The following is a 13,019-nucleotide window of genomic DNA, read 5'->3' as shown; positions in this document are numbered from 1 at the left end:
AATCTCACCACTCCCGGTAGGCGATGCCGTTGAGACCTTTGCCGCGAGCCTTGGAGTAAACGTCAAAGACGTCTTCGCCTTCGCGCGGGTTTTGAGCCGTACTGTCGTAGGAGCGCACGCCCCAGCCACCGTCGTCGTCACGCTTGACCGGCGCCAGCGGGTCATGGGGCACGCGCCGTAAAAAGAAGAACTTGGCCCCCTTGGCGCTGCGTACATCACGCACACCGTCCACCAGCACTTGCAGGTTCGGCGGGTAGCCGCTGCTGTCCAGGGATTTCTCGATGTAGCCGGCGTCGAAAGCACGTTTGTAGGCGTCGATGGCATCGCGAATCTGGTACAGCGCTGCGCGCAGATCCTGCTCCTTGCCCCGGCGCACCACGGTCTCGGTCAGCGGCGCGGCCATGCCGGCCAGCAAGCCGATCAGGGCCAGCGTCACCACGACTTCGATCAGGGTAAAACCGCGTTGCGAGGCGTTCATGATCAAGGCTTCTCGACGACACCGTGGGTGGAGGCAACCGGAGCACTGAGGGTCTCTGAGCGAATCGCCGAGTCCATCCCGCGCTCCGGTGCCTGAATGTGCATGCTGGTTTCGGTACCGGTGGTGAACTCCATGTCCGACGGGCTCTGGTACGGTAGGTTGCGCACGATCCGCGGCGTGATCGACAGCACCAGCTCCGACTTGCCGACGGTGTCCTTGTTGCTGCCAAACAAGCGGCCCAGGCCGGGAATATCGCCAAGGCCGGGGATCTTGTTGCCGGTGGCGCCATGGTCGTTGCGCATCAGGCCGGCGAGGATCTGGGTTTCGCCGTCATGCAGACGCAAGGTGGTCTGGGCGTTGCGGGTATCGACCTGGACCGGAATGGTGCCCTGACGGGTCGGTTCCAGTGGCGTGGCGTTACTCACTTCCAGGGCAATTTTGATCGCCACTTCGTTGTTCAAATGCACGGTCGGCTGCACTTCGAGCTTCAGACCGACGTCCAGGTAGGTGACGCTTTCAGTGATCACCGGGCCTTGAGTCGAGGGCACCGAGGTGGCGCTGATGATCGGCACGCGCTGACCGATGTGGATGCGCGCCTGTTCGCGGTTGCTGACCCGAATCACCGGGCTGGCCAGGGTGTTGATGTCGTTGTCCTGGGCGTTGATCTTGGCCTGCGGCGACGGCGAGATGGAGATCCGGCTGGAGTTGATGCCTTTGAGTTGATCGAGCAGGGTCACGGCCGAGCCGTCGCTGTTGACCACGCCGAAGGTGTTCGGCCATTGCAGGCCAAGGTCGAGAATCCGCTGAGTCGCGACTTCCATCACCTCCACTTCCAGCACCACTTCAGGGTTGGACTGATCCTGCGATTGCAGGAGTTTTTCGGCCATGCGGATCGCGTCTTCAGAGTCGCGCATGGTCAGGGTATTGAGGCGTTCATCGACGAACACGTCGCGGGTCTTGAGCATGGTTTTGATCATGTTCAGCGCGGTGTTGGCATCGATGCTGGTCAGGTAGAAGGTGCGCATCACCAGCTCTTGGTAATCCTTGAGCTTCTGCGGCGAGTCCGGGTAGATCAGCAAGGTGTTTTCGTTCACCACCTTCTGGTGCAGCTGGTTCTGTTGCAGCAGCAATTCCACGGCGTCTTCGATGCGCACGTCACGCACGAAGATCGTGGCTTTCATGTCCGGGCGCAGGTCCTTGTCGAAGATGAAATTCAAACCGGCGACCTGCGACAGCACTTCGAAGATGGTTTTCAAGTTGGCGTCGCGAAATTCCAGGGTCACCGGACGGTCGAGACGGGTCCGCAGTTGTGGATACGCAATCACGTTGCGGCTTTGCACCAGGCGGACGTTGCTTTGCAGCTCCAGCGCCCCTTCATTTTTCGGGTCCAGATCGAGGATTTGTTTCACCTGACGGTCGGCACCGTAGATGTCGCCGCGACGCAGGTCGCCACGGGCCAATTCGAGTTTTTCATCCAGGCTGCGCATGTGATCGAGCTGACGCAGCGCGTCCTGGGCACGGCGGTTGTTCGGTTCGACGGTCAACACCCGGCCGTAATTCAGGCGGGCGGAAGCGAAATCACGCTGAGCGCGATCCATGTCGCCCTGGGTCAACAGCGCCGTCACTGCACGAGCACGGCTGCTGTTCAGGGCCAGGTGCAGCTCGGTGTTGCGAGGGTTTTCCTTCAGCCCTTCCTGGATGCGGGCCAAACCGGCTTCGTACTGTCCCGACTCCATCAGGTCGGTCGCCTCTTGCTTGGCGACCTGCGCGGAACTGCACGCGGCCAACCCTGCACAAAGGCAAAGGCTCAACAGCAAACGGGATCTGTTCATTGCGTGCTCCCCACAGACAAAGTCTGAGACAAATGCAGAGGCAGGTAGACAAAACTGAGTTCCACATCGGAAATCCCTTCTATCCGCCAGGTTTCGTCGATCACATCCCCCTTGCGTACGACGTATATTTTTTCGCCGTTCTGCAAAAACACTTGCAGGTCCGAACGGTCACTCAGCTTGCCAATGAACTGGAAAGGCATCGGTGGTGCGCTGGGGGCTTGCACGACCGGGGTCAGGTTGACGGGTTGTTCGGTGACAGTGGCAAGCTGCTGCGCAGCCTTCCAGTTGCGGGCGGCGAACAGGTCGCCAGCCGGGCCCAGGTCCTTGACTGCCGCCGCAGTTTTACCGGCTGCCGTGGCGGGCAGTGCACCGCGGATTTTGCTTTTAGCCGGGGTAGCCAGGGCGGCAACCGAAGCATCGCCCTCCTGCGACGACGTGAAATATTCAGGCAGCCAGGTCAGCGCCACCGCCATGCCGAAGAACGCCACCCAGCCCACTACGCGTTTGGTATTCATCATGACCTCGACAGGTAAAGGGTCATGCGGATCCGCCCGGTGAGGTCGGTGTCGGCGATTTTTTTACGCTGGAACTCCACGTCTTCCACCACCACCGCCGGCAACTGGCCGAGCAAGGCATGCAGGAAGCGCCGCAGTTGCGGGTAGCTGCCGCGCACCGGCAGCAGAATCTGATACCGGGCCAGGTGCGTCTTGGGGTCGACGCCCAGGGAATATTCACCACGCGCCAGGGTGATGTGTTCCTGGGCTGCCAGCGCGTAGATCTTGTCGATGGCCACGGTGGCCTGAGGCTGGGACGGCAACTTGCTGCGGAAATCGTCGAGCTGACGTTGCGGCACCACCGGAGCGGCAACCGTGCCGTCTTCGACGTTGGCCAGGTATTCGCCGGCTTCGCGAGTCTGCTGGCTGAGCGTTTGCAGCGACTGCCAGTCAGGCATCAGGCCGACCAGGCCATACACCAGCGCCAGCAGTAACATCGCCAGCCCTGCCAGGCCGGGAATGCCCAAGCCTTGCAGGTATTCGTGGACGATCAATCTAGGGATTTGCATCGCCAATCTCCCAGGTAGCCGACAGGTTGAATTGCACCGGGTGTTCCGGCACGTTCGCGACGATTTCGTGGCTGAGCAGCGACACATCGGACAGCTCGTCGCTGGCTTCGAGGCTGCGGTGGAAGTCGAGCATGGCTTCCAGGTCCCGCGCTTCGGCGCTGATTCGCACCTGGCCTTTGCGGGCATCCGGGGTCAGGGTCAATAAAGCAATGTCGTCCCGGGGCATGGCTTCGAGCATGGCGAACAGGCGCTCCCAAGGCCGGCGCAATTGCTGGGACACCTTGCGCATCTCGGCCAGGTTGTGCGCCTGTTCGCGAGCTTCGGCCGGGGTCAGGCTGACCTTGCTGCCGGTGTCGCCGGTGAGACCGCGCTGGGTGGTTTGCAAATGGCCTTGCTGTTGCGCGGCCTGTTCACTGAGGTGCTGCTGAACCAGCAAGCAGGTCAGCGTCAGCACCACGCCACCGGCCAGCAGGCTCCAGCCCAAAGGGCCCGAGCGGCGAGGCGGCTGGAAATCGAGCATCAGGGCGCGCATATCAGGCCACCGCGCGGGACATGACGTACAAGCCATCGCGTACGGATGTCCGGTCTTCTTCGAGGGTGCGCAAGTGCACGCCGGGTACGTCAGGGTGCGAGTCAATGCGCGCCGGCGCATGAAGATAAACGCTCAGCGGCCGGTCGCTGGTGGACGCCTGCAATTGGTTTTCACGACCGATCAATGCCGTCAGTGCGGCGTCGCTGTCGCTGCTGCCCACCGAACGCACCGATGTCCAGCGCCCTTCCCGGGCCAGCAGCAAGACGCTGCGCACCGGCTCGGCGACCACGAACAGGAAGTCGTCGGCGTCGAAGCTTTTATCGAAATGATTGAACGCCGCCATCAGGTACGGCTGCACCGAACGCAGGCGCAGGCCACGAGCAGCGACCTGCGTGCGCAGCTGCGTCAGCAAGTCTTGCGGCAGCGCGGTGGCGACCCGGTCGTAGCCCGCCGGTTCAGCCGACAGCACCATGCTCCAGGGTTGAGTCGGCACACCGTAAAGGTCTTCGAAACACAGTTGGGCAAAACCGAGCAATTCGGCAGGGCTGCTGATCTGTTCGCTCCAGGGCACCAGACAGAAGCGGCTGAAGTGCCCCGAGATCACCACACTCAATTCGTCACCGGGACGGGTGTGTTCGGCCAGCAGACGGTCGAGGGTTTCCAGCGCCACCGCCCAGGCATGGAAGCCTTCGTCGATAAAGCCGACGCTGCCCAGCCACAGGGTTCCACTGCCGCGGCGCTGGCCCAGACCGACACCACTGGCGCCGAGCACGGCGACAAAACGATCACGAGATAAAAGTGACACGATTGATCTCCTCGAGCGTGGTCCGCCCATTTGCAACCAGCTCCAGTGCCGACTCGCGCAACAGGCGTAAGCCACGGCTGCAAGCCAGGGCCTTGATTTTCGAAATGGGTTGGCGCTCGACGATCATTTGCCGCAGCTCGTCGTCGAGGTGCAGCAGTTCGGCAATCGCCGTACGCCCACGATACCCGGTGCCCCGGCAATGGCCGCAGCCCTTGCCGTGGACGAAGTGGTAGTGATCAACCTGTTGCGGATCGAGGCCCGAAGCGCGCAGTTCTTCGTCAGTCGGGTTGCTCGGCGCGCTGCAACTGGCGCAGACCAGTCGGATCAAGCGCTGGGCCAGCACGGCATTGAGGGCGGAGACGAGGCTGTAAGGGTCGATTTCCATCTGGGTGAAACGACCGATCACGTCGAACACGTTGTTGGCGTGAATGGTGGTGAACACCAGGTGCCCGGTGAGCGCCGATTGCACGGCGATCTGTGCGGTGTCGGGGTCGCGGATTTCACCGACCATGATTTTGTCCGGGTCATGGCGCAGGATCGAACGCAAACCACGAGCGAAGGTCAGGCCTTTCTTTTCGTTGACCGGGATTTGCAGCACGCCCGGCAATTGGTATTCCACCGGGTCTTCAATGGTGATGATCTTTTCCACGCCGTGGTTGATCTCGGTGATCATCGCGTACAGCGTGGTGGTTTTGCCGCTACCGGTGGGGCCGGTCACCAGCACCATGCCGTAAGGTTCGGCCGCCAGCCGACGCAGATGGCGCAGGGTTTCGTCTTCGAAGCCCAGGGCTTGCAACTGCACGCCGCAGACCTTGTCGGCCAGGTCCTGTTTGTCGAGGACCCGCAACACTGCGTCTTCACCGAAAATGCTCGGCATGATCGAGACCCGAAAGTCGATCTGCCGGCCGCTGATGCCGATCTTGAAGCGACCGTCCTGGGGCACGCGCTTTTCGCCGATGTCCAGTTCGGCCATGACCTTGACCCGGGAAATCACTTGCTCGGCGAATTCGCTGCCCTGGATTTTGCTGATGTTGTTCAGCACACCATCGATCCGGTACTTGATCACCAGGCCGCTGCCGGTGGTGCCCAGATGGATATCGCTGGCGTGCATTTTCAGCGCGTCGTAGAGGGTCGAGTTGACCAGTTTGACCACCACGCTGGCGTCTTCGCTGATGCTGGTCAGGGACAGGCTTTGCAGGGTATCGATTTCGATATTGGCGTCGGCCTGGGCGTTGAGCGATTCCACGGCGTGGAAGCTCTCTTCGTGGCGTGCCAGGTAGGCCTTCAGGTCGTCGGCATGCACCAGGTACAGCGACGCGCCGTGCAGGCAGTCGTCGATCCAGGCCAGGCGAGTCGTGTCGAACGGGTCGGCAAACACACCAATGACCGCATCGTCGTGACGCAGCAGGATGAATTCGCGCTTGAGGCATTGGGCCAGGGTGACCCGATCGAACACCGGGGTGGCCTGAAACAAGGCGTCGGTGTCGAGCACCGGATAATACAGGGTAGCGCCCAGGCACTGGATGAAAGGCATGGGGGCCAGTTCGCACAACACCCCGAGGGCTTCCAGGATACGTTCGCCGGAACGGGTGGCCCTGGCCCGGGCCTGGGCCAGTTGTTCACTGGAAAATCGAGACGGTACACAGTCCAACAGCGCCGGTTCGACGGCAAGGGATAGACGGTCCATGGCATGCTCTCCAACGCCGGGGGCTTTGAGCCCTGTCGACGCGGCAGGCCATTGCGGCGGATGCCGGAACGTCTTGTCGCGCCACTACTCCCCGGTGAGCAATTGTTCGTCGTCTGGTGCCATGGAGGTCGATAGACTTCGTCGACGATCTGCCAGCACCCAACTGCCGTCGTACAACTGCAGCGGGAAACTCTCGGTCCTGCTCTGGCGTCGTTCGACGAATCCCTCGGACATGCTCGCTCTGGGTCCGCGCTCCATCCCCAGAAGGTCGCAGACCGCTCGGGCCAATTCCGCCAATGGAAACGGTTTGAACAGGATATGGCTGACGCCCAGTTGCCGGGCCCGCTCACAGACTTCAGCGGTTGGGTGCCCGGTAATCAGCACAAAATGACACTTCCTGTTCTGGCGGACAGCATCGAGCACCTCAAAGCCTTCCATGTCGGGCAAGCGGTAATCGAACACCATCACATCGGGTAAAAAGCGTTCGGCTTCACCGATTGCAGATTCACCGTTGTGAGCTATCCGGACTTCCAGCGCTTGCGCCTGCAGGTAACCCTGAAGGTTTTCCGCCAGCAGCTGTTCGTCTTCGACAACCAGTACTTTGTTTAACAAGGTCGACTCCTTGAAACCGCAGGTCCGATGTTCCAGCCCTGGGAGTACGCGCCTTCAATGGGGCTAACGCACACTTCATGCCAGGCTGAGCGCCGGTTTTTTTACCGTTGCACGTCTTTGATTTTCATGAAAAAACCATTTCGTCCAGAATCTCCATCCCCCAAAGGCGGGGAAGCGCTCGGATATCCCTGGAAGCTTTCCCCCACTATTGGGGGGGAACCTTCAATCATCGTCAATCCGTTCGATTCGATTGCTTGATCGCAGCTGCGCGAGCACCTGTAGACGAGCTTGAGCCTGTTGCTGTCGGGCAAGGTAAGCCCTGACCATTTCAAGCCCTTGCACCTCTGAGACATCGGTCGCCTCCAAGTGGTTCTGTAGGTAGATTAAATGCCAGCCCAGCGGTGTTCGCACCGGTGTACTGACAGCCCCCGGTGCCAGGGCAAAGGCCACTGCTTCGAATTCCGGCATCATCCGCCCGCGAGGGAAATAGCCCAGATCACCGCCCTCGCTCGCAGAAGCGTCTTCGGAACCGGCCCGGGCCACGCTGGCAAAGTCCTCACCCTGACTGATTTTCACCTGCATCTCCTCTAAGCGTAGCCGGGCTGCTTCGACTGTGGCGGAATCAGCGCCTTGAGACACTTTGATCAGAATGTGCCGTGCCTGGATTTCTTCCGGCCGGCTCATCTCGGCGCGATGCTCGTCATAGAACGCGCGGACCTGTTTTTCGTCTGGCCCGGCGACCTTGGCGAGGTCGGCAAACACCTGCTGGGCCGCAAGTTCGCGGCGGGTGTACTCGGTATACGCGGCCTCGTCGAAACCGGCGTCTTCCATGCGCCGGGTGAACACGTCGGCACCGCCCATGGCTTGCCGGGTCTGATCGACCTGGCTTTGCACCACCTCGTCACTGATCACCACCCCGCGCTTGACGGCTTCCTGCCACAGCAATTCTTTGTCAATCAAGGCCCTCAGTGCCGCCTGACGCAATTGCTTGTAGGCCTTGGGATTGCGGAGGCTGCCCAGCGCCCGGCCCTGGTCCTCCAGGTACTCGGCGAAATAGCGCTCCAGGCGGAACTCGGAAATTTCCTCGCCATTGACCCGCGCGGCGGCCGGGCCATCGCTACAGAACGCCACGGGAACCCACATCGTGAGCAGGAGCAGCAGAGTCTTGAACGTCATGATCGAGACCTCCAGTCAGGGTGTAGCAGCAATAGGTTTGTAGGGTGCGACCAGATAAAAGCGCTGGTCGGGCAAGTCCACGGTGACGATATGCGCGCCACTCAAGCCCAGGCGGCGGCCCGGGCCGAAGCTGATCGGCGGGGTCAGCCCGGTATCGAAGTCGCGCAGGCCTTCCAGCGCACTGATGAGTTTCTCGCGGCTGGCGTCGCGCCCGGCCTGTTTCATGCCTTCGCTGAGCAGCAACATCGAACTGAACGCGCCGACTTGCAGCACTGCATGCTGACCGCCGAGCCCCTGGTGCTTGCGCAATTGGGTCAGGGCCAGGCGTCCGGCCAGCGTCCAGTCACTGGGTACGAACGGATAAGCCAGAAACACCCGCCGGGAAAAAGCACTGGGCACCTGCAACAGATCACCCGCCACCTGGTTCGACGCGGCGAACAGGTAAGGCACTTGCCCCGCCTCCTGCAAGCGCTCGGCGAGGCGACTGAAACCGCCGCCGCTGCCCAGGTAAAACACCGAACGCGAGCCCAGTGGCAGTTCATCCTGCGCCGAGTCGTAGGTTTTCAGACTGACCTTTTGCCAGGCGTGATCTTGCAGGTACTGGCTGAGGTTCTGCGCTGCCAGCCGTTGACTCGGCTCGTCCGGATAGAGGATCAGCGTCGGTCCCTGGAGCACCCGCAAATTGTCGGTGGCGTAATCGGCCAGGGCGATCAGTTGCTCGCGCAAACCCGGCAGCGGCTCGAAAATCTGCCGACTGGCCTGCGCCGTGCCCAGCAACGACAACGGTCCGATCAGCGGAATGCCGGCCCGCTCCAGGCGCGCGGCCAAGTCCAGTGCCGGTGCCAGTGCCAGCGGCGCGATCAGGGCGAACACCTGTTCCTGCTCGATCAACTGATCCAGCGCCTGCTCGGCACTGGCTCGGTCCGGGCCCGGATCGACGATGGTCAGGCGCAACTGCCGGCCATGAACCCCGCCCGCTTCGTTGATTCGCGCGACGCTGCCCTTGAGCACCGCCGCCACCGTGGCACCCTCCTCGCTCAACGGTCCCTGGCGTGGCAACAACGTGCCCAGGTGCAGACTGTCGGGGGTCAGGCCGGGGTCGCGGTCATCGGCCACGCGTTTGAGGTAGGCCGTGAGGTTGCGCTGATCATTCGTCGACAGGACGAATCGCGGCATCGCCGGATCGAGCCGATTGTTGCCCGGATCACGCCCTTCCTGAATGGCACGCGCCAACGTACCTTCGGTATACGCCGGGTAATGACGGCCATTGATTTGCTGCTGACCGTAAGTGCTGGTGAGCCGCGACCAGCTGAGATCCGGCGGTCGCACCCCGCCTTCGGGCCGCCCGAGGCCATCGGCGCCGTGGCAGTTGGCGCACGGCAGGCTGGTGGCCGGCAACAGTATGTCCGCCGCCCCGACCCGCGCCATGATCGGCTCGCCAGTGCCGGACACACCCTCGCGATACAGCCGTTTACCGGCGCTTTCGTTGGGGCTCAGCGGCAACGCTTCGGCGGCGAAATGGAGACCGCTGAGCAGTAACAGGCCGAGGATGAGTGAGGTTTTCATGGCGCAGGCTCAACGGCCGGCCACAGGCATTGTCAGCAATTGCAAGCGCTGGGCAATGGCGGCGGCCGGGGCATCGGGACGGATTTTGCTCCAGCGTTTGTTGGCCACGTCACCCACGATCAGTTGTGTTGAATGCTGCTCGGGGGTCGGCACGATCTGGCCGATGCGCCCCAGTACCAGGTCCATCTGCGCCTTGTCGCCAGTAAGAAAAAGCCAGTGGGGACCATCGACGCCCTGCTTCAAGGTGTAAGCCTTGAGTACCGCCGGGGTGTCCCGCAGCGGATCACTGGTAAGGGAGATAAAAGTGATGCCGTCAGCCTTGTCGCCCAGCACCTCACGCACTTCCTTGAGCTTGCGGGTGATCAGCGGGCAGGCATCGTTGCAACTCGTGAAAATCACATTGAGCAGCACCACGCGGTTCTGCAGCGCGTCGCTGTAGAACCGCAGGGTCTCGCCGTTCTGGTCCTGCAACGGCGTGTCGGTGAACCAGGTTTTTGCATCGCGCGTGCCGCTGGCTGGCGGTGCGGCAACGGCGGCCACCGCCGGTGCTGGCTCTTCGTGCCCTTCGTGGGCGAGCGCCAGCGAACTGAACATGCAAAAGCAAACCGTCAGGGTGATCCAGTCGAGGGCTCTCATGGCTTCTGCTCCATCGCGATGGCCGTGTGCTTGGCGTGGACGTTGCGCTGACCGCTGAGTTTCTCCACTTCACGGGCCAGCACCTTCGGGTCGGTGAAGCCGTAGTAGCGGGTCCAGTGGCGGCTGTTGCCATCCCCCACCAGAATCAATGGCTGATGGCTTTTGAAGTCCCCGCTGAAGGCGCCCAGTCCCTTGAGGGTTTCGTTGATCGACTGCGAGCTGCCGGTCAGCCAGCTCCAGCCCGGGCCGTTCTGGAAGTTGCGGGCGTAGTCGTTCAGGCGTTTGGCGTCATCGCGCTGCGGGTCGATGCTGATCGACACCAGCTGCACCTCGCTGCCGACCCGGGCACCCAGCTGTTTTTGCACCTTGCCCATGATCGACGACACCACCGGGCAAACCGTGGTGCAACGGGTGTAGATGAAGCTCATGACCACGATCTTGTTGGTGACCAGGTCTTTTTCCAGGCGCACTGGTTTGCCGTTCTGGTCCACCAGCGCCACATCGGCGAACTTGACCTGGGCGCTTTCCGAACGGGCGCTTTTGGCCGGCATTTCGTGACCGGCGTGCTCATCCGGCGAGTGGGCCAGGGCTTGACCGATGCCGGCGGCCAACAGGCAGAACGTCAGCAATCCACGGTGTGCGAATCGGTTCATGTCGAACTCCTTTTAGTGGGCATCGCCGGGCAGGACCCGAACGCTGGCAAAAGTCTTGTCGTCGAAACTCGCGCCCAGCGACGCCGCGCGCACGTGCAGGTACCAGGCGCCGTTCTGGTCGAGGGTCACCGGGGCTTCATAAACGCCGTCGCCCACTTCCAGCGCGGCAACTTGCCGGGCCCGGGACGTCGGGGCCCGGAAGTAGCGCACCTGAACGTCCTTGACCCCGCTGCGCTGGACCTTCTGTTTGCCCTGAACGATGCGAAAGCGCACCACGTAAGGACTACCAAGGGCGGCCGTGGACTTGTCGAGCATGAACTCCACCTTTGGCACACCCGGGTGCTGGCTGAGGTTTTTATCCGGCTCAACCAATGCCGTGAAGCAATGGATGATGTTCGGCTGGTTCAGCAGGAAGGCCACGTCGAAACGTCCGGCGGTGGGCAGTTTGATCCGGGCGCTGTACAGCCCCGGCTCGACTTCGCGCAGACTGCGGTCGATGACCATCGCCGCCCGCGCCACTTGCCCGCGATTGGGGTAGCCGGACATCGGCGCGTTCATGCCTTCGGCGTAGAAGTAGGTGGTGTTGTCCACCGGGTTGACCACAAATACCGCGTTGTCGTCCCGCGACACGGCCAGGCTCGATGCCAACGGCAAATCACCCGCCAACCGTGGCGCCTGAGGCCCGGCTTCAAAACTCTGGCTGATGGGCGTGCGGCCCTCGCCGAGGGATGACAGGTTGATCATCGTGACCTTGGCCGAGGCCAGTCCGCGAATGTAGGCATAGGCCTTGGTGAACACCACTTGATAGGGTTCGGTGGACACGTTCAGTTCATGGATCAACGAATCGGTGGCCGCGTCGATCACCGAGGCCTGGTTCTCCAGGGTGTTGAGCACGATGCCGAAACGACCGTCAGCACTGAAGCCCATCGGGCCCAGGCCCTGTTTCATTTTGATCACCCGCCGTACCGCGAGGCTTGCGGTGTCGACCACGGTCACCGTGCCGTCCTTGCCATCGGCGACATACACCGCCTGGGACAGCGGCGAGTGCGCCACTGACAACGGGTGCGAGCCGGTTTGCAGTTGCTGGCTGATGGTCAGGCTGGCGATGTCGATGAGGCTCAGCGTCCCATCATCGCGGTTGGTGACGAAGGCAAAACGGCTGTCCTTGCTGAAGGCGATTTCGTGATGCCCGGCACCGGTGGCCAGGTGTTTGAGAGTCTTGAGGCTGCGCGTGTCGATCACCGTCACCCCGGACTCCTCGGTCGACTTCGCGTTGTTGCCGACCCACAGCAGACGCTCGTCCGGTTGCAATGCCAGCCGCACCGGGTTGCTGCCAGCGGCAACCGAGTCGATCAACTTGAATTGCTCGCTGTCGATCACCGCAATCTCAGCGGCCGTTGGCATCGAAACGAACACCCGCTTGTTGTCACGGGGCGTCACCCAGTCCATTGGCGGCTGCTTGATATCAATCCGCGCCATCGTGCTGGTGATCCCGCCCACCGACACCGACGGGTCGACCACCGAGACGCTGGCATCGCGGTTCATCACCAGCAGGAAGTAGCTGTTCAGGTCGAGCAACGGCCGCGCGCCAATGCTTGATTTCAGAAACACCCCGACCCGGGATTTGCAGCTGTGCTCCCGGCCCTGAGCCTGGTCGGCGGCAACGGTTTCCGGATCGAGCCAGGCCCCAGGGTTCACGCCCGACAAGGGTTGGCCCGAAGCGCTGTCAGTGACCCGGAAACGTACGTCGGCGAATCCCCCCTCGCGCAGCACGCTGTCCTCCGCCAACGGCCGCACCTCGAGCGCCACCGACACCCCGTCGCGCTCAAGCGTGTTTTTGCTCCAGGTTCTCGGCAGTGTCACGTCGCTGAGCATAATCGGCTGCAACGCGCGCCATACCCCCAGCCAGATCAGCGCCAATCCTACAACCAGCGCCCAAACGGCCACTATGATGGTCCTGTTCATAATGCTTCTCCCCT

General features: G+C 62.1%; 13 protein-coding genes. All 13 read right to left on the bottom strand.

The features are described 5' to 3' along the window. Positions 1-4: 4 nt before the first annotated feature. Positions 5-478, bottom strand: coding sequence for a type II secretion system protein (locus QK293_RS22440; RefSeq protein WP_282381183.1), 474 nt, complete (start codon positions 476-478; stop codon positions 5-7). Positions 479-480: 2 nt separating this feature from the next. Beyond that, positions 481-2,310, bottom strand: a complete 1,830-nt coding sequence (locus QK293_RS22435) for a secretin N-terminal domain-containing protein (protein ID WP_282381181.1) — start codon at positions 2,308-2,310, stop codon at positions 481-483. After that, positions 2,307-2,825, bottom strand: a complete 519-nt coding sequence (locus QK293_RS22430; RefSeq protein WP_282381178.1) for a hypothetical protein — start codon at positions 2,823-2,825, stop codon at positions 2,307-2,309. The genes QK293_RS22435 and QK293_RS22430 overlap by 4 nt, the downstream gene beginning before the upstream one ends. Then, positions 2,825-3,373, bottom strand: coding sequence for a GspMb/PilO family protein (locus tag QK293_RS22425; RefSeq protein ID WP_282381176.1), 549 nt, complete (start codon positions 3,371-3,373; stop codon positions 2,825-2,827). Before QK293_RS22425 ends, QK293_RS22430 begins: the two co-directional genes overlap by 1 nt. Further along, complete coding sequence (locus QK293_RS22420) at positions 3,360-3,905, bottom strand: PilN domain-containing protein (protein ID WP_282381173.1); 546 nt, start codon at positions 3,903-3,905, stop codon at positions 3,360-3,362. The genes QK293_RS22425 and QK293_RS22420 overlap by 14 nt, the downstream gene beginning before the upstream one ends. Before the next feature lies 1 nt (position 3,906). Next, positions 3,907-4,710: a hypothetical protein gene (locus QK293_RS22415; RefSeq protein ID WP_282381171.1), complete on the bottom strand. Its 804-nt coding sequence runs from the start codon at positions 4,708-4,710 to the stop codon at positions 3,907-3,909. Then, entirely contained in the window at positions 4,691-6,397 is a 1,707-nt protein-coding gene (locus tag QK293_RS22410) for a GspE/PulE family protein (RefSeq protein WP_282381169.1), read from the bottom strand. The genes QK293_RS22415 and QK293_RS22410 overlap by 20 nt, the downstream gene beginning before the upstream one ends. Positions 6,398-6,481: 84 nt before the next feature. After that, positions 6,482-7,009, bottom strand: a complete 528-nt coding sequence (locus QK293_RS22405) for a response regulator (protein ID WP_282381167.1) — start codon at positions 7,007-7,009, stop codon at positions 6,482-6,484. A 222-nt stretch (positions 7,010-7,231) separates the two neighbouring features. Beyond that, positions 7,232-8,185 (bottom strand): peptidylprolyl isomerase, encoded by a 954-nt coding sequence (locus QK293_RS22400; protein ID WP_282381165.1) that lies wholly within the window; start codon positions 8,183-8,185, stop codon positions 7,232-7,234. Positions 8,186-8,200: 15 nt separating this feature from the next. Continuing rightward, positions 8,201-9,751 (bottom strand): ABC transporter substrate-binding protein, encoded by a 1,551-nt coding sequence (locus QK293_RS22395; RefSeq protein ID WP_282381163.1) that lies wholly within the window; start codon positions 9,749-9,751, stop codon positions 8,201-8,203. Positions 9,752-9,760: 9 nt separating this feature from the next. Then, positions 9,761-10,387: an SCO family protein gene (locus QK293_RS22390; protein WP_282381161.1), complete on the bottom strand. Its 627-nt coding sequence runs from the start codon at positions 10,385-10,387 to the stop codon at positions 9,761-9,763. Beyond that, entirely contained in the window at positions 10,384-11,040 is a 657-nt protein-coding gene (locus QK293_RS22385) for an SCO family protein (protein ID WP_282381160.1), read from the bottom strand. Before QK293_RS22385 ends, QK293_RS22390 begins: the two co-directional genes overlap by 4 nt. Positions 11,041-11,052: 12 nt before the next feature. Beyond that, positions 11,053-13,005, bottom strand: a complete 1,953-nt coding sequence (locus QK293_RS22380) for a cytochrome D1 domain-containing protein (RefSeq protein ID WP_282381158.1) — start codon at positions 13,003-13,005, stop codon at positions 11,053-11,055. Positions 13,006-13,019 lie beyond the last annotated feature (14 nt).

It is taken from the genome of Pseudomonas sp. AL03 (genome assembly GCF_029960815.1).
GTDB lineage: Bacteria > Pseudomonadota > Gammaproteobacteria > Pseudomonadales > Pseudomonadaceae > Aquipseudomonas.
The sequence above is the reverse complement of the archived record's forward strand: the minus strand, read 5'-3'. Positions and strand labels throughout refer to the sequence as shown.